General features: G+C 63.7%; 17 protein-coding genes. 7 read left to right on the forward strand and 10 right to left on the reverse strand.

The annotated features are described in order from the left end of the window. Window positions 1-230: 230 nt before the first annotated feature. The gene (gene dnaG / locus ACLFLU_RS35740) at window positions 231-2,261 is read right to left on the reverse strand and encodes a DNA primase (protein ID WP_426414141.1); all 2,031 of its coding nucleotides are present in this window, start codon (window positions 2,259-2,261) and stop codon (window positions 231-233) included. A 304-nt stretch (window positions 2,262-2,565) separates the two neighbouring features. Between dnaG and ACLFLU_RS35745 the strand changes: the two genes are divergently transcribed. Then, entirely contained in the window at window positions 2,566-3,129 is a 564-nt protein-coding gene (locus ACLFLU_RS35745) for a chlorite dismutase family protein (RefSeq protein WP_426409367.1), read from the forward strand. Here ACLFLU_RS35745 and ACLFLU_RS35750 read toward each other — a convergent pair. Continuing rightward, window positions 3,126-3,524, reverse strand: a complete 399-nt coding sequence (locus tag ACLFLU_RS35750; protein WP_426409368.1) for a gamma-glutamylcyclotransferase family protein — start codon at window positions 3,522-3,524, stop codon at window positions 3,126-3,128. The two genes, ACLFLU_RS35745 and ACLFLU_RS35750, sit on opposite strands and share 4 nt — an antisense overlap. Window positions 3,525-3,626: 102 nt before the next feature. Then, window positions 3,627-4,538: a transglutaminase family protein gene (locus ACLFLU_RS35755; protein WP_426409369.1), complete on the reverse strand. Its 912-nt coding sequence runs from the start codon at window positions 4,536-4,538 to the stop codon at window positions 3,627-3,629. A 92-nt stretch (window positions 4,539-4,630) separates the two neighbouring features. Between ACLFLU_RS35755 and ACLFLU_RS35760 the strand changes: the two genes are divergently transcribed. Beyond that, the gene (locus ACLFLU_RS35760) at window positions 4,631-5,437 is read left to right on the forward strand and encodes an N-formylglutamate amidohydrolase (protein ID WP_426409370.1); all 807 of its coding nucleotides are present in this window, start codon (window positions 4,631-4,633) and stop codon (window positions 5,435-5,437) included. 64 nt (window positions 5,438-5,501) lie between these two features. Here ACLFLU_RS35760 and ACLFLU_RS35765 read toward each other — a convergent pair whose 3' ends face one another. From ACLFLU_RS35765 to ACLFLU_RS35775, 3 genes are read right to left on the reverse strand one after another with little or no spacing between them, the layout of a single operon-like run. After that, window positions 5,502-6,119 carry a LysE family translocator gene (locus ACLFLU_RS35765; protein ID WP_426414142.1) on the reverse strand — a complete coding sequence of 206 codons (618 nt, stop codon included), beginning with the start codon at window positions 6,117-6,119 and terminating at the stop codon, window positions 5,502-5,504. 51 nt (window positions 6,120-6,170) lie between these two features. Then, window positions 6,171-6,716: a hypothetical protein gene (locus ACLFLU_RS35770; protein WP_426409371.1), complete on the reverse strand. Its 546-nt coding sequence runs from the start codon at window positions 6,714-6,716 to the stop codon at window positions 6,171-6,173. Window positions 6,717-6,718: 2 nt separating this feature from the next. Beyond that, window positions 6,719-8,059: an LVIVD repeat-containing protein gene (locus ACLFLU_RS35775; protein ID WP_426409372.1), complete on the reverse strand. Its 1,341-nt coding sequence runs from the start codon at window positions 8,057-8,059 to the stop codon at window positions 6,719-6,721. A 221-nt stretch (window positions 8,060-8,280) separates the two neighbouring features. On the opposite strand from ACLFLU_RS35775, the gene ACLFLU_RS35780 reads away from it, so the two are divergent. Genes ACLFLU_RS35780 through ACLFLU_RS35790 form a run of 3 tightly spaced genes read left to right on the forward strand, consistent with a single transcriptional unit; the run spans window position 8,281 to window position 9,567 of the window. Beyond that, window positions 8,281-8,595, forward strand: coding sequence for an ArsR/SmtB family transcription factor (locus ACLFLU_RS35780; RefSeq protein ID WP_426409373.1), 315 nt, complete (start codon window positions 8,281-8,283; stop codon window positions 8,593-8,595). Then, window positions 8,588-9,058 carry an SRPBCC family protein gene (locus ACLFLU_RS35785; RefSeq protein WP_426409374.1) on the forward strand — a complete coding sequence of 157 codons (471 nt, stop codon included), beginning with the start codon at window positions 8,588-8,590 and terminating at the stop codon, window positions 9,056-9,058. The genes ACLFLU_RS35780 and ACLFLU_RS35785 overlap by 8 nt, the downstream gene beginning before the upstream one ends. Then, window positions 9,055-9,567, forward strand: coding sequence for an SRPBCC family protein (locus ACLFLU_RS35790; protein WP_426409375.1), 513 nt, complete (start codon window positions 9,055-9,057; stop codon window positions 9,565-9,567). Before ACLFLU_RS35785 ends, ACLFLU_RS35790 begins: the two co-directional genes overlap by 4 nt. An 18-nt stretch (window positions 9,568-9,585) precedes the next feature. Here the strand turns inward: ACLFLU_RS35790 and ACLFLU_RS35795 are convergent, their stop codons facing one another. The 4 genes from ACLFLU_RS35795 to ACLFLU_RS35810 form a co-directional block, all read right to left on the reverse strand. Beyond that, window positions 9,586-9,765: a hypothetical protein gene (locus ACLFLU_RS35795; protein ID WP_426409376.1), complete on the reverse strand. Its 180-nt coding sequence runs from the start codon at window positions 9,763-9,765 to the stop codon at window positions 9,586-9,588. Between the two features lie 279 nt (window positions 9,766-10,044). Further along, window positions 10,045-11,655: an acyl-CoA synthetase gene (locus ACLFLU_RS35800; RefSeq protein WP_426409377.1), complete on the reverse strand. Its 1,611-nt coding sequence runs from the start codon at window positions 11,653-11,655 to the stop codon at window positions 10,045-10,047. 3 nt (window positions 11,656-11,658) lie between these two features. Beyond that, entirely contained in the window at window positions 11,659-12,798 is a 1,140-nt protein-coding gene (locus ACLFLU_RS35805) for an epoxide hydrolase family protein (RefSeq protein WP_426409378.1), read from the reverse strand. Window positions 12,799-12,932: 134 nt separating this feature from the next. Beyond that, window positions 12,933-13,388 (reverse strand): GatB/YqeY domain-containing protein, encoded by a 456-nt coding sequence (locus ACLFLU_RS35810; protein ID WP_426409379.1) that lies wholly within the window; start codon window positions 13,386-13,388, stop codon window positions 12,933-12,935. 224 nt (window positions 13,389-13,612) lie between these two features. Here ACLFLU_RS35810 and carA point away from each other — a divergent pair, with 224 nt between their 5' ends. Beyond that, on the forward strand, window positions 13,613-14,803 hold the full coding sequence (gene carA, locus ACLFLU_RS35815) for a glutamine-hydrolyzing carbamoyl-phosphate synthase small subunit (RefSeq protein ID WP_426409380.1): 1,191 nt from the start codon (window positions 13,613-13,615) through the stop codon (window positions 14,801-14,803). Window positions 14,804-14,962: 159 nt separating this feature from the next. Further along, window positions 14,963-15,487, forward strand: coding sequence for a cupin domain-containing protein (locus tag ACLFLU_RS35820; protein WP_426409381.1), 525 nt, complete (start codon window positions 14,963-14,965; stop codon window positions 15,485-15,487). The last annotated feature ends 27 nt before the right edge of the window (window positions 15,488-15,514 follow it).

Raw genomic sequence — 15,514 nt, forward strand, 5'->3', positions numbered from 1 at the left:
GCCGGATTTGCCTAACGCTTCGTGAGCCTCTTTGTCACAGCGGATGCAGGTGAAGTGCCAACAGCTATTGCGCGGATTCATTCCTGACGCGTCTGTTCTGCCTGCGGCCGCCTGGGGGCCAAAGTGCTACAAGACCGTTAAGCCTCGATTAACCCTGTTTTTGCCGCCAAACCTTGGATTTGGCGAGTCTTTTAGCGGTTCCGACCCCAGCCGTCCGCATGATTCTTTCATCACACGCTCTTCTGGAACCGGCCCGACAGCTCGCCAAAACCCTCAATCAGGGCCTCGGTGCCGTCGACCTCGGCCAGTCGGGCCTTGACGTCACGCAGCCACGCCAAATTGGCCTCGCTGGGATCGTCCCCCAAGGCCAGCTCAGCGTCTTTCAGCTCTCTAAGTAGTGAATGGTACTGCCGATGCAAGACAACGAGCTGGTGCCAGGTCGCAAGAACGTCATCCCGCGCCGCCCCCTCGCGGGCGCCCCACACCGCCGCAGTGGTGATGCCACCCTCAACTCTTTGAAGAAGCTGCGAAAATCCGCCTTTTTCGATATCGGCCCGCATCTTTTCGGCCAGCTCGCCGGGGTCCGGTGAGTGGTGATGATCGTTGGCGAAAGCGGCGATGATGCCGGCCCTGAGCTTGTGGGCCTCGGGGTGGGCGAATTCCAGCGCCATCACCTCTTCAAGGTACTCATGCAGCAGCCAGGGGTGGTTGATCAGGCTTTGCAGGATCAGGGCCTCGCGGCGGGAGATGGCGCTGCGCTGGCCCCGCATGATTGGGCTCGCCGCCAGCTGGGGGCTCGCCGCCTGGTAGGGGCCGGAGGGGAGCGGGGCCGGACCGGGCGGGCCGCGGCGGCCTCCGCCAAAGCCTTGGCCGAATCCCTGGCCACCGAATCGATTCGCCTGCCCCCCGCCCCGGGGCTGGAAGGGACGGCCACCGCCCCCTTGGCGGAAATTGCCCCGGCCGGCATAGCCGCCGCGCCCGCCATCGGGCGAGAAGGTGCGCTGGAGCCGCTCGACGAACTCGTCGCGGTAGTAACGGCGGACCACCTCGTCGCGGATGCCGTTGGACAATTCCTTGATGCGCGCTTCCAGCGCCGCGCGGCGCTCGGGCGTGGCAAAGTTGCCGCCTTCGAGCTCGCGTGACCAGATCATGTCGGCGAGCGGACGCGCCGCCGCGATCACCTCTTCGATCGCGCCGCGGCCGCCGGAGCGCGCGAGATCGTCGGGGTCCTGCCCTTCGGGCAGTAGCGCGAAGCGCAGGCTCTTGCCTGGCGCGAGAAACGGCAGCGCGAGGTCGGCAGCGCGATACGCGGCCTTCTGCCCGGCGCGGTCGCCGTCGAAGCAGAGGATCGGCTCGTCCGCCATCTTCCACAGCAGCGCGAGCTGGTTTTCGGTCAACGCAGTTCCGAGCGGCGCAACGGCGCCGGGAAACCCCGCGGTGACCATGGCGATGACGTCGACATAGCCTTCGACCACGATCAACGCGCTACCGTCATGGGTGGCTTTGCGCGCGGTCTGGTGATTGTAGAGATTGTCGCCCTTGTGGAAGAGCGGTGTCTCCGGCGAGTTCAGATATTTGGCCGGGACGTCCTTCTCCAGCGCGCGTCCGCCGAAGGCGATGACGCGGCCGCGTAAGTCAGTGATCGGAAACATCACGCGATCGCGAAAGCGATCATAAGGCACGGGGATGTCGTTGCCGGCCACCAGCAGACCGGTCTCGATCATGTCCTCGACGGAGACGCCGAGCTTGCCGAGATGCTCCTTCAACGCGAAGCGCTCAGGCGGTGGCGGCGCATAGCCCAGCCGAAACTGCACTTGCGCTGCCGGCGAGATCGCGCGGTCGGCGAGATAGCCCCGCGCTTTCGCACCGACGCGCGAGGCCAGCGTCTCGGAGAAGAACTTCGCCGCGAGCTCCATCACGTCATGCAGCGTGCGCCGCCGCTGCTCGTGCCGCGCCGCATCCGGCGTCACCGCCGGCAGCGGCAGGCCGGCCATGCTGGCGAGCCGCTCGACCGCTTCGGCAAACGGCAGGCCGTCGGTCTCCATCACGAAGTTGATGATGTCGCCGTGCTTGCCGGAGGAGAAGTCGTGGTAAAACCCCTTCTGGTCGTTGACGTAGAAGGACGGCGTCTTTTCCTGCTGGAACGGCGACAGCCCCTTCCACTCCCGCCCCGCCTTCTTCAGCTTGACGCGCTTGCCCACGACTTCGGAGACCGAAAGCCGGGCGCGAAGCTCGTCGAGGAATTGGGGCGTGAAGCGCATGGCCATTGGCGGTGTGTAGCGCAATCCAAAGTGAGTCGGGCGAAGGATCAGGGATATAGGTGCGGCCGACCTAAAAGTCAGGTTTGTCGGGATTATCCGGGTTATTCGACCTATGCACAGGCCCTCTCACCGTCACCCTGAGGTGCTCGCCCCCTTGGGCGAGCCTCGAAGGGCGACGGCCCGACTGCATCCGGGCCGATTCATCCTTCGAGGCTCACACTGCTTTGCAGTGTGAGCACCTCAGGATGACGGGACGGGCACAAGAGCCACTTGAACCCCGCCCGGTTCCACGCTTCCATAGGCCATGTTCAGGACCTTTCGGGGTGGCCAGACCGGGGGCTGGCGCGTGACCTCGCTGTCACCAGTGACGGGCGAGCCCCTGCCGTTCATGCCGGCGCTGTCAGTGACCGACGGCGATGCGGTCTCGTTGCCGCTGGTGCCCTCGCGCAACGCGTGGCGGCTGGTGGGCGCGGCGAGCACGCTGCGCTACACCGAGCGCGCCGAAAAGCAGCAGCTCACCGCGATGCAGGCCGGGCTCGGCCGGATCGAGGCCACTTACGCCGCGCTGATCCCGATCCGCAAATCGCCGGCGTGGTGGGAGCTGACCCAGGAGGAGCGGCGCAAGATTTTTGAAGATAGATCGCACCACATCGCGAGCAGCCTTCGTTTTCTGCCCGCCATCGCACGCCAGCTCTATCACTCCCGCGACCTCGGCGAGCCCTTCGATTTCCTGACCTGGTTCGAATTCGCACCCGCGCATGCCTCGCTGTTCGAGGAGCTGGTCGGCATGCTCAGGCAGACCGAGGAGTGGACCTATGTCGAGCGCGAAGTGGATGTGCGCGTGGTGAAGGAAGTGCTGTCGGCCTAGTGGTCGAGGAAGCGGCCGGACTCGATGTGCGGCAGATCGGTGACGGGCCAATTGTAGATGTAGGTCCAGGCCGGCGCAGTCGTGCCATCCGTGCCGGTCACGTCGATCAGCCGGCGCAGATATTCCGTCGGCTCCGGAAAGCCTTCGCCACAGGCCTCGTACATGTCGAGTTCGCGCAGGAGTTCGTCACCTGCGCGCAAGCGGAAGAGTTCACCGTGCGCGACATCGGATGAGGCATTGGACAGCAGTAATCCTGGATAATGTTTTACGAGCACGAGCCGGCCGCGGCAGGTCGCTTCGCCCAGGAAATCCGCATGCTGCGCGAGCAGCCGGGCCATCGGATGGTCGAAGCCGCGCATCAGGGTGCCGTAGACGAAGAGACGATCGGAGGTCATGGGGCTCTATAGCTGTGAATGATGCGGAGCGACAGTGCCGCATGTTCGCTGTCGTCCCGGCCTACGCCGGGACGACAAGGGAGAAGCCTCGTGCACCTTCGTCTACAAAGCCTCCGCTTCAAGCTCCGCGCCGCTGCGTTCCTCGTCCGAGACCACCTTGATGCTGACGTCCATGAGGTCGAAGGCGTCCTGGGTGCCGATATAGATGCCGTGCAGCGGGATCGCCTGGCGCGGGTCGCGCGCGACGGCGACGCGGATGAGATCGCGGGTGCCGACAATGCCGTTGGTCGGATCGAACTCGATCCAGCCCGCGCTCGGCAGATAGACCTGAACCCACGCATGCGTCGAGCCGCCGCCGACATGATGCTGCGCGATGTCTTCGGGCACAAAGATGTAGCCGGAGACGAAGCGCGCGGCGATGCCGAGACGGCGCAGCGCCTCGATCATGAACAGCGCATAGTCGCGGCAGGTGCCGCTGCCCCACTGCAACGTATCGAACGGGGCTTGCGTGCCCGGCTCGTGACGCCTGCGATATCTAAACTGCTTGCGGATGGCATGCGTGATGCGGCTCAGGATTGCGAAGGTCGGCAACGGCGCGTCATCGTCGAGAAAGCTGCGCGCCCATTCCGCGATCTTTCCGTCGGGATCAGGATATTGCGCGGTGATGTACTGGACGAGATCGGGCAATTCCGCGTCGGAATAGACGAAGGGATAGAAGTAGGCGGGATCGTCCGGCGTCAGGGCGAATTCTTCCACCGGATTGTGCTCGACCGTGACGTGCCAGTCGAAGATCAGACGGTCCGCGCGCGCGTCGAAATCGGCGATTGCGACCGAATTGCCGAACACGTCGTGGATCCAGCGCAGCGACATCGGCTCCGGCGAGATCTTGAGCTTGCTGTCGAGCACGCGCAGATCATGGCCGTCGCTTGGGCGCAGCATGAATCTGTGCTCACCGAAGGCCACCGGACGGTTGTAGCGATATTCGGTCTTGTGATGAATCGTCAGCAGCGGCATCGTCAGGAGATCATGGTGATTTTGGGCAGACCCATTGTTAACGATTCTTTGCCCAATTTCCGGGGCGACTGCTTTTTCAATAGGCAATCAGGATGGCTTTCAACACAGCCGAGGCGACGGATCAACTCCTGGGACAGGGCGATATTCCGCCAGTGCATGAGGTGAATGCAGAGGGCACATCGCCCTTCCTGCTCACATCGGACCATTACGGCCGCATTCTGCCGCGCGCGCTGGGCGATCTCGGCGTCTCGGAGAGCGAGCTTGTCAGGCACATCGCCTGGGACATCGGCATTGCCGGCGTTGCCGAACAGATGGCGGAGATGCTGGATGCCCATCTGATCGCACAGCGATATTCGCGGCTCGTAATCGACTGCAACCGCCCACCCGGCGCAGCGAGCTCGATCCCTGTGATATCAGAGGCGACCACAATCCCGCGCAACGCGGGTATTTCGGACAGTGAGCGTGCGGCACGGCGTCGCGAGATTTTTGAGCCCTATCATCACCGCATCGACGCGGTGATCGACAGCCGGATACACGCCAAGCGGCCGACGGTGCTGGTGTCGCTGCACAGTTTCACGCCTGTCTATGCCGGCGTCGCGCGGCCCTGGCACATCGGCGCGCTGTACAACCGCGACACCGTGCTGCCGAAACTGCTGCTGAAACATCTGCGCGCCGAGGGAGATCTCGTCGTCGGCGACAACGAGCCCTACGCGGCGAGCGATCTCACCGACTACACCATCCCCGTGCACGGCGAAGCCCGCGGCCTCGTCAACACCGGCATCGAGATCCGCCAGGATCTGATCGCGGATCAATCCGGCCAGCAGCAATGGGCGGAGCGGCTGGCAAGGATCTTTGCGGCGATCGAGATGGAGTTGAAGCCGGAGCTGTTGGCCGACTAGCCCCGCGTCGCCACGAAGAGCAATGCTCCCTTGGACGCATCGCCGCGGATGAAGCCGGCAAGGCTCATTTGGCCCGGATCAACGCCAGCCAGATGCCGCCGCCGATCATGAAGCCGCCGGACACGCGCGACACCATGCGGGTGCGGCGCGCCGAGAAAAAGCCGCGGACCTGTCCGGCAAGCAGTGCGTAGATTCCGTCCGTCAAGCCGGCAAGCACCATGAAGGTGATTCCGAGCAGCAGGACCTGCGACAGGTGATCCTTGCTCATGTCCATGAATTGCGGAATGAACGCGCCGAAGAACACCAGCAGCTTCGGGTTCGACAACGCCACGACAAAGCCCTGCAAAAGGAAACCACCGCGCGGGGGCGGCGGAGGCTCATCAGCGGAGACGCCCTCAACCGGAGAGCGGATCAGCTTGATGCCGAGCCAGACCAGATAGGCCGCACCCGCAAATCGCACCCAGTTGAACCAATAGCCCATCGTCGCCATCAGCGTGGTGAGGCCGACCGCAAGGATGCCAATCACGATCAGCAGCCCCACCTGCACGCCGAGAATGTTGGTGAGCGCCGCGCGGGTGCCGTGGCGCAGGCCGTTGGCGATGACGAGGGTGACGATCGGCCCCGGCAGCAGCGCGAGCGCAATGCAGGCGGCAACGAAGGCAAGATAGGCTTGCATGGACATCATGGGGAGGACTCAGACTGGGGGCGTTTTGCCGGTATTAATGCATGGCACTTACTTCCCGTCCAGCGCCGCTGTCACCCAAGTTCTCATCTCCTGCGTCTCCAGGAATGCGAGCGCCGCATGCTGCATCGCGTTGGCGTCGCCCCGCCCCTGCGCCGCCGCGACGAAGAGATCGCAGCGCCGTGAGACGGCAACGCCGACCGCGGCGTGGCTCGCACCGTCATATATTGCGAGATCATAGCGCCGCGTACGACCGTGCATCTCACCGACATGGACCACCTCGCCCGGCGCAGTCGCCGCAAAGCGCGGGGTGATCAGGTCGATGTCGGCGACGCGATCGACCTCGTCGTCATCGGCGACGCCGCTGTCGCAATTGCAGAAGCCGCGTTTGGCGCGGACGTAGAGCTCGGCGCCGTCGCAGCCACCGCCCTCGCAGCGAAAGGCACGGCCCGCGGGCCAGCCATCGCGCGGAAACGGCCAGGCGAGCTCGCGCCAATGCGCTGATGTCGGCACGGACGGCGGCGCGAGCTGATAGGCCCCGACGCTGGATGCGCCGAGCGCGGCAAGGACGAGCGCGATCGTCGCCGCGCGCCGCATCGTCAGTTCTTCGGGAGGCCGGCGACGGCACGTGCCGGCCCGGTCAGCTCGAGAATGTGCAGGCCAGTATTGGCGCGGTCGACGATATAGATATAGCCGCGGTCGTCGGTTTCGACATTGTTGGTCTGGATCGCGACCTTGCAGCGCTCACCGCCTTCGATCGGAATGCAGCGCTTGTCGGTCGCCTGCGTGATCGCAGGAATGAAATAGCCGACTTCCTTGGGATGATAGGGATCGCGAATGTCGAGCGCGCGCACGCCGGCATTGAAGAAGGCAATGAAGGCCATCTTCTTGTAGTAGACCGGCGCCATGCTCTCGTTGGAGGAATGCGAGCCGAAGCGGCCGCCGCGCTGGCAGAACTGCCCGCTCGCCTCCGGCACGGTGTAGCTCGAGATCATCATCGGCCGCGTTTCGGTGGTGACGTCGGCGAACCACACCATCTGACGCGCCTCGCCGCATTCGTTCAGGATCGCCTCGTCGACGATCATGACGATGTCGCGGGTCTTGCCGTCCTTGTCTTCGGCGAATTCCGCAACCGGCATGTCGAGCATCGGGAACGTGGTGTGCGCCCCGTTGAACGCCGACATCGGCATCCGCGAGATCTCGGGAAGGCGCAGATTGTCCGGCGTCGGCTCTTTCGGTCCGTTCAGAAGCTTCTCGCGATCGACGATCTGCAAGATGCCGCCCTTGTTGGTGCCGTAACCGAAATAGACGCGGTTGCCATTGGGCCCGGTCGAGATCGGCCCATGCAGCTCGGTCGGCACCGCGCCGGTCGATCCGGGCTCCTGGCCGGGCAGGCCGAAGTCGCGGATTTTTTGCGGGTGGGCGGGATCAGAGAGATCATAGATCTGCGTCATACGCCGTGTGCGCCAGTCCGGCGCGCCCGAGACGAGATAGGCAATGCCGGTGTCGCATTCCCACCAGCTCTTGTGCGTGTCCTTCAAGCCACTGAGGCGCGTGATCAGCGCGGGATTGGCGGGATCGGCGACGTTCCAGATCTCATGCGCCTCGCTGCCGAAGGTGCGCAGCATGTAAACCGCGTTGGGATCGCCCTTCGGCAAGGTCTTGCCGTCGCACACGCGCACCATCTGCGCGCCGCCGGATTCATACTTGCCTTCCTGCCCCGGCAGATGCCTGAGATATTTGGGATGCGCGGGATCGGTGACATCGACGATCGAGGTCCCGTTCGGCTCCGCCTGGCCTGTCATCGGATTGACGGGAGCGGGCACGTCATCGGTGCCGCCATGGTGTCCGATATAGGCGATCCAGCGGTCGCCCTGGTGATGGATGGTCGGCTGATAGGCGCTGCGCGCCTGCAGATCGTTGGTGCCCACCAGCTTCATGTTGGACGACTCAGGCGGCGCACCGATTGTCTGCTTCTGGGCGTGAACAAAAGTGCTGCCAGCGAAAAGGACGAGGGCGGCAGCAGTCAAGACGCAACGGAACATCAAAGTCCTCCCGGGACCAATCTGCGTTGGCTGAGATTCAAGGCTAGCACAACCGTTTGCAGGCGCCAAAGACACCATCTTGACATGCAACCATTCGGCTGCCTATTATCACCGCCATGGATGAGGTCTTCAAAGCGCTCGCCGACACTTCGCGACGATCGCTGCTGGACAGGCTTCACACCAGGAACGGCCAGACCTTGAACGAACTTTGCGAAGGCCTGGAGATGACGCGCCAGGCGGTGACGAAACACCTGGTCATCCTGGAGGAGGCCAATCTGGTCACGACCATCAAGCATGGCCGCGAGAAGCTGCACTATCTCAACCCGGTGCCGATCCACCAGATCGGCGAACGCTGGATCAGGAAATTCGAACGCGGCAGGCTCGCCGCGCTCAGCGAGTTGAAACGCCAGTTGGAGAAGCGTGATGAGTAAGCCGCAATTCGTCTATGTCATCTACATCGAGACCACGCCGGAAAAGCTGTGGGAGGCGCTGACGTCGAGCGCGTTCACACGGCAATACTGGTTCGGCGCCGAGGTCCGCTCCGACTGGACGGTCGGCTCGCCCTTCGCGCTCACGCTCGACGGCGAGGTCACCGATTCCGGCGAGATCCTTGAGGCCGATCCGCCGCGACGGCTGTCCTACAGCTTCAAGCATCAGAAATATGAAGAGCTGCGCGGCGAGCCGATCTCGCGCGTCGTCTTCACCATCGAACCCTTTGGCTCGCTCGTGCGTCTGACCGTGTTGCATGACGGCTTCGTTGAGGGCGGCAAATATCTCGGCGCCGTCTCCAACGGCTGGCCGGCGATCCTGTCCCAGCTCAAGAGCATGCTCGAGACCGGCAAGCTGCTCGGCATTCCGCGCGCGGCGCTCAACAAGGGGTTCGACGCAAAATGAATCTCGATCAATTCAAACCGCTGACGGTCTACACCATCTACATCGCCTCCACGCCGGAGAAGGTGTGGGAGGCGCTGACCTCGGCCGAATTCAGCCGACAATATTTTTCCGGCTTTGCGGTGGAGATGCAGCCGAAGCTCGGCGGCACATTCATCGTGCGTGCGCCCGACGGTTCGGAGCACATCTCCGGCGAAGTGTTCGAATACGATCCGCCGAGGAAGTTGACGGTGACGTGGAACGTCAACTGGCCCGACCTCGTCGCAAAGCTCGGCACCACGCTCGTCACCTACGAGATCGAGCAAGCCGGTGAAGCCGTCCGCCTCACCATGAGCGAGCGCCACGACCGCGATCTCAGCGACGACATCCTCGAAGGCGGGCGCACCGGCTGGCCCGCGATCCTGTCGGGACTGAAGAGCCTGCTGGAGACGGGGAAGGCGCCGCAGATCAAGATGGCACCGCCAGCGCGGATGCTGGCGGCGTTGAAGGCGATGGGGATCAAGACGCCGTAGCGGCCGGAACCTGCGGCTTCATCGCTTCTTCTTCACCACCGGCGGATGAATTTCGTCGATCTTGCGAAGGCAATCCCCTTCCGAGCCGTGCGGGCCCGAGACGAAGGTCCCGCTGACCTTGATCGCATACCAGCCCGACTCCACGCCGAGCCGCAGCGCTTCTTCTGTCTTGACGTGCCGTGGGGAGAGAATTTGCATCAGGTGCTTTCAGTTGGCGTTCGATCTCATATCGAAGCTCAGTGGAATCTTTCAGGTATCCGCCGTGATGAGCAGGCTCCGCGCGAGGAATGAGCGGCTTCACGTCACCCGCGCATCGTCGTGGCGCCGCGGGTGCGCAGAGACGACTGTTCTTTCCGGCATCCGCGCACCGTGCGCGCAATCACAGCAATTAGCTATCGTTTTCTCGCCCGCGCCAGGTTTTTGCAGCGCTGAATGCTTGTCGCGATGCTACGGTCCGCCGTCGCGGTAGAATATGCCCTACCCCCTCGCCCGCAGCTCGCGCCGGAGCACCTTGCCTGTCGCCGTCATCGGCAAGGTCTCGACGAACTCGACGAAGCGCGGATATTCGTGCGCTGCAAGCTGCACTTTCACGAATTCCTGGATCTCGCGCGCAAGCGTATCGCCCGCAGCAAAACCTGGGCGTAGCACGATCCAGGCCTTGATCGATTCCGTGCGGATCGGATCGGGAATGCCGACCACCGCGGCCATCGCCACCGCTGGGTGCTTCATCAGTGTATGCTCGATCTCGGACGGGCCGACGCGATAGCCGGCGGTGGTGATGACGTCGTCCTCGCGGCTGACGTACCAGAAATAGCCGTCCTCATCCTGCACGCCGAGATCGCCGGTTAGCAGGAATTCGCCGGCATATTTCTTAGCCGTCGCCTCCGGATTGCGCCAGTACTCGAGCATGGTCACGGGGCATGGCTGGCGCACGCCGATGATGCCGCGCTGTCCGTGTGGTTGCTCCTCCCCCTTGTCGTTGACGATGCGGACGTCAAAACCCGGCGTCGCCTTGCCCATCGAGCCCGGGCGGATCGGAAACAGATTGGAGTTGCTGCCGATCACGAGATTGCACTCGGTCTGGCCGAACACTTCATGGGCGTCGACGCCAAAGGTCTCGCGCACCCAGCCGAGCAACTCACCGCCGAGCGATTCACCGCCGGTAAAAATGCTGCGCAGCTTGACATCAGGATGCTTCACGCCGGCCTGCCGCATCAGCTTGAGCGCGGTCGGCGGCAGGAAGACGTTGCGCACGCCGAGATCGGCCATCATCTGCATCGCCGCCTGCGGCTCGAATTTTCGCGCGCGATGACCGACCAAGGGAATGCAGTGATACCAGAACGCGAACAGGCCGTTGACGAGCCCGCCGATCCACGCCCAGTCCGCCGGCGTCCACATGAGATCGCCGGGCCTGGGCAGGAAGTTGTGGCACATCTCCACGTTCGGAAGATGACCAAGCACAACGCGGTGGGCGTGAAGCGCGCCCTTCGGATTGCCGGTCGTGCCTGACGTGTAGATGATCAGCGCGGGATCATCGGCCGAGGTGTCGACGGTCGCAAAGTCCTCCGAGGCGGTTTCGATCGCCGACCAGAACGGTTTTGCGCCGGCGTGAACGGCGCCGCTCGTGACATAGATGTCCTGCAGATAGGGCAACCGGTCGCGGACCTTTGTGAGCTTCTCCCAACCAGCCTCATCGGTGATGATCGCCCTCGCTTGTGAATTCGACAGACGGAACTCCAGTGCGTCCTCGCCGAACAGCGCGAACAGCGGGACCGAGATCAGACCGGAGCGGAACGCGGCCATATGCGCGATCGGCAATTCCAGCGATTGCGACAGGAACACCGCAACGCGGTCACCGCGGCCGAGCCCATCCGCCTTCAGCACGTTGGCGAAGCGGCGCGACATCTCCGCGACCTCGTCGAAGGAGGTGTGCGTGGTGGCGCCGTTCTCGTCGACATAGACCAGCGCAAGACGGTCGGTGCCGTCGGCGTGGCGATCGCAGCAGGCTTCCGCCATGTTGAAGCGCGCCGGGATGTCCCAGCTGAAGTCGCGATAGAGTTCGTCGTAGCTCTCGGCTTCGGTCAGCATGGCTCAGCGCACCGTCGCAAAGAATTTTCTGACATCGCGCACGAACAGCTCCGGCTGCTCGAATGCGGCAAAGTGCCCGCCCTTCTCCATCTCGCTCCAGTGGGTGATGTTGTGGAAATTCGGCTCCATCCAGCGCCGCACCGGCGTGATGATCTCCTTGGGAAACACCGCAACACCTGTCGGCACCTTCACGAGCGGCGCCGTGCGGCGCTTGCCAAAGCTTTCCCAATAGAGCCGCGCCGACGACGTCGCCGTCTCGGTCGTCCAGTAGAGCATGACGTTGTCGAGCAGCTCGTCCTTGTCAAAGATGTTTTCGGGATGGCCGTCGCAATCGGTCCAGGCCCAGAATTTTTCCAGGATCCAGGCCGCCTGCCCGCTCGGCGAATCCGTCAGGCCATAGCCGAGCGTCTGCGGCCGCGTCGATTGCTGCTTGGAGTAGCCGGAGTCGAGATCGACGTAATGCTTGAGCCCCGCAAGCGCGCGCTTCTCCTCCGCCGTCGGCTCGCCCTCGACTCTCGGCGCCGTGTTGAAGGCCAGCGTGATGTGGATGCCGGCGCAATGCTCCGCATCCTGCCCACCGAGCGAGGTCGTGACTGCCGAGCCCCAGTCGCCGCCTTGCGCGCCGTAACGCGCGTAACCGAGCCGGTCCATCAGCTTGGCCCAGGCCGCGGCGATACGGTCGACGCCCCAGCCGGTGCTCGTGGGTTTGGCAGAAAAGCCGAAGCCCGGCAGCGATGGGCAGATCACGTGAAAGGCATCCGCGGGATTGCCGCCATGCGCGACCGGATCGACCAGCGGCGCGATCACCTTCTGAAATTCGACGATCGAGCCCGGCCAGCCATGGGTGATGATCAGCGGCAGCGCGGCCGGCTCTTTCGAGCGCACATGCAGGAAGTGGATGTCGAGCCCGTCGATCTCGGTGGTGAACTGCGCGAAGCGGTTGAGTTTTGCTTCACGCGCGCGCCAGTCGTAGCCATCAGCCCAATAGGCGCAGATCTCCCGGATCCATTTCAGCGGCGCGCCCTGGCTCCAATCGTCGACCAGCTCGGCTTCCGGCCAGCGCGTACGGGCAAGTCGCGATTTGAGGTCGGCGAGGATGTCGTCGCTGATGGCGATGTGGAACGGTTTGATCGCGGCGGTCATCGGCGGCCTCCTCAGTTTCTTGTTGTCATTCCGGGGCGCGCCGCTTGGCGCGAGCCCGGAATCCATTTCGCAACAGAGCCGGCAGCGCGATGGATTCCGGGCTCGACGCTAACGCGTCGCTGCGGAATGACAGCTCAGCCCGTCAGCGCCGCCTTCACCTGGCCGCTGGCCTTGCCGAAATCCATTTGCCCCGCGTATTTCGCGCGCAACGCCGCGATCACCTTGCCCATGTCCTTCATTCCGGCGGCGCCGGTTTCGGCGATAGCGTCCGCGATCGCCTTCTTCACCTCGTCGTCGGACATCTGCTTCGGCAAATACGCCGAGATCACCGCGATCTCCTCGCGCTCCTGCGCCGCGAGCTCGGCCCGGCCGCCCTTGTCGTAGAGCTCGACAGACTCCTGGCGCTGCTTGATCATCTTCTGAAAGACGCCGAGCAAATCCGCGTCCGACAGCGGCGGCTTGCCGTTGCCGCGCGCCTCGATGTCGGCGTTCTTGATGGTCGAGTTGACCATGCGCAGCGTGGAGAGCTTGCGCTCGTCCTTGGCCTTCATGGCCTCCTTGACCGCATTGTTGATGTCGTCGCGCAGCATGGCCGTGATCCCTTCAATCCGTTGCGCCTGATCTAAGCCGTTTGCGGGAAAGAGGCCATACCGGGCCCACGGTTCATTGTTTCCGATCCGGCTGCCGAAACTGCGCAAAAATTACCCGTTCCAGCTTAAGTGCCTGAGGGGACCTGTCAAATATGCAAAAACGCATGTGAATCCGCCGTTTCTCGCTTTGACGGGCGCGCGTGGGGGCCTTATGAAGCGGGCTCATGACACAACATGAAAACGATACCGCCTGGCCGGACCACAAACCGACCGCGCTCCTCGTGCTCGCCGATGGTACGGTGCTCGAAGGCTTTGGTCTCGGCGCCGAGGGCCAGGCCGTCGGTGAAGTCTGCTTCAACACCGCGATGACCGGCTATGAAGAGATCCTCACCGATCCCTCCTATGCCGGCCAGCTCATCACCTTCACCTTCCCGCATATCGGCAATGTCGGGACCAACGAGGAAGACATCGAGACGGTGAACATGGCCGCGACGCCCGGCGCGCGCGGCGTGATCCTGCGCACCGCGATCACCGATCCCTCGAATTACCGCGCCACCAAGCATCTCGACCTGTGGCTGAAGGCGCGCGGCATCATCGGCCTGTCCGGCATCGACACGCGCGCGCTGACTGCGCTGATCCGCTCGAAGGGCATGCCCAACGCCGTGATCGCACACGCCAAGGATGGCGAGTTCGATCTGCACGGCCTGAAGGAAGAAGCGCGCGAATGGCCTGGTCTCGAGGGCATGGACCTCGTACCGATGGTCACCTCCGGCCAGCGCTTCACCTGGGACGAGACGCCCTGGCTGTGGGACAAGGGTTTCGGTCGCCAGGACAAGCCTGAATTCAACGTCGTCGCCATCGACTACGGCATCAAGCGCAACATTCTGCGTCTGCTCGCCGGCGTCGGCTGCAAGGTGACGGTGGTGCCGGCAACGACCTCATCCGAAGACATTCTGGCGATGAAGCCGGACGGCGTGTTCCTGTCGAATGGACCGGGCGATCCGGCCGCGACCGGCAAATACGCCGTGCCTGTGATCCAGGACGTCATCAAGTCGGGCACGCCGACCTTCGGAATTTGCCTGGGTCACCAGATGCTCGGCCTCGCCGTCGGCGCGAAGACGAAGAAGATGCATCAGGGCCATCACGGCGCCAATCATCCCGTGAAGGACGAGACCACCGGCAAGGTCGAGATCACCTCGATGAACCACGGTTTCGCGGTGGACGAGAACACGCTGCCGAAGGGCGCGACGCAGACCCACATCTCGCTGTTCGACGGATCCAATTGCGGCATCCAGCTCGACGGCAGGCCGGTGTTCTCGGTGCAGTATCACCCCGAGGCTTCGCCGGGTCCGCGCGACTCGCACTATCTGTTCCAGCGCTTTGCCGATCTGATGCGGCAGAAGAAGAGCGCGTAAAGGCTATCGCTCTCGCGCCCCGGGCGCAGTGCAGCGCGTCGAAGACGCGCGTAAACGCGCTTCAGGCGCTGCATCGCGTCCGGGACACGAGACCTTTGGAGGAACGCCTCCTCCCGCTTCAATGTTGTCTCGGTACCTTCGTGACGCAGGAGCCCTGCCATGTCCGTCGTCCGCGACTATGCCGAACCGCTCGCCATCGTGTTCGCGGATGACGGGCTGGTGCCGAACAACATCCTCCCCTTCCTGGTCTATCAGGGTGCGGTGAAGCTCGATCCGAGGCGCCCCGAGGAGACCATCGAGAACCTGTTCGAAACCAACAATTGGGGCGCCACGTGGCGCAACGGCGTCTACGATTATCTGCACTACCACGCGACGGTGCATGAGGTGCTCGGCGTCGCGCGCGGTCATGCCCGGGTTCGCTTCGGCGGCGATCACGGCCAGGAGTTCGACATCAAGGCCGGCGATGTCGCGATCCTGCCGGCCGGCACCGGACATCAGTGCATCAAGGCGAGCGATGATTTCTGCGTGATCGGCGCCTATCCGCCGGGCTCAAAGATGGAGATCACGCGGGCAACGCCGGAGAACCACGCCAAGGCGCTGAAGACGATTCCAAACGTCGCGCGGCCGCCGGCCGATCCGGTCACGGGCAAGCACGGCGCGTTGATGCGGCTGTGGCGGAGTTAGCGGCGCTCGTTCAACAAGCTCCGCCGT

The organism is Bradyrhizobium ganzhouense, assembly GCF_049949285.1.
Lineage (GTDB): Bacteria > Pseudomonadota > Alphaproteobacteria > Rhizobiales > Xanthobacteraceae > Bradyrhizobium > Bradyrhizobium ganzhouense.

Coding starts and splice junctions, on each gene's coding strand:
- dnaG (WP_426414141.1), bottom strand. CDS start 2,261: ATGCGCTTCACGCCCCAATTCCTCGACGAGCTTCGCGCCCGGCTTTCG.
- ACLFLU_RS35745 (WP_426409367.1), top strand. CDS start 2,566: ATGTTCAGGACCTTTCGGGGTGGCCAGACCGGGGGCTGGCGCGTGACC.
- ACLFLU_RS35750 (WP_426409368.1), bottom strand. CDS start 3,524: ATGACCTCCGATCGTCTCTTCGTCTACGGCACCCTGATGCGCGGCTTC.
- ACLFLU_RS35755 (WP_426409369.1), bottom strand. CDS start 4,538: ATGCCGCTGCTGACGATTCATCACAAGACCGAATATCGCTACAACCGT.
- ACLFLU_RS35760 (WP_426409370.1), top strand. CDS start 4,631: ATGGCTTTCAACACAGCCGAGGCGACGGATCAACTCCTGGGACAGGGC.
- ACLFLU_RS35765 (WP_426414142.1), bottom strand. CDS start 6,119: ATGTCCATGCAAGCCTATCTTGCCTTCGTTGCCGCCTGCATTGCGCTC.
- ACLFLU_RS35770 (WP_426409371.1), bottom strand. CDS start 6,716: ATGCGGCGCGCGGCGACGATCGCGCTCGTCCTTGCCGCGCTCGGCGCA.
- ACLFLU_RS35775 (WP_426409372.1), bottom strand. CDS start 8,059: ATGAAGCTGGTGGGCACCAACGATCTGCAGGCGCGCAGCGCCTATCAG.
- ACLFLU_RS35780 (WP_426409373.1), top strand. CDS start 8,281: ATGGATGAGGTCTTCAAAGCGCTCGCCGACACTTCGCGACGATCGCTG.
- ACLFLU_RS35785 (WP_426409374.1), top strand. CDS start 8,588: ATGAGTAAGCCGCAATTCGTCTATGTCATCTACATCGAGACCACGCCG.
- ACLFLU_RS35790 (WP_426409375.1), top strand. CDS start 9,055: ATGAATCTCGATCAATTCAAACCGCTGACGGTCTACACCATCTACATC.
- ACLFLU_RS35795 (WP_426409376.1), bottom strand. CDS start 9,765: ATGCAAATTCTCTCCCCACGGCACGTCAAGACAGAAGAAGCGCTGCGG.
- ACLFLU_RS35800 (WP_426409377.1), bottom strand. CDS start 11,655: ATGCTGACCGAAGCCGAGAGCTACGACGAACTCTATCGCGACTTCAGC.
- ACLFLU_RS35805 (WP_426409378.1), bottom strand. CDS start 12,798: ATGACCGCCGCGATCAAACCGTTCCACATCGCCATCAGCGACGACATC.
- ACLFLU_RS35810 (WP_426409379.1), bottom strand. CDS start 13,388: ATGCTGCGCGACGACATCAACAATGCGGTCAAGGAGGCCATGAAGGCC.
- carA (WP_426409380.1), top strand. CDS start 13,613: ATGACACAACATGAAAACGATACCGCCTGGCCGGACCACAAACCGACC.
- ACLFLU_RS35820 (WP_426409381.1), top strand. CDS start 14,963: ATGTCCGTCGTCCGCGACTATGCCGAACCGCTCGCCATCGTGTTCGCG.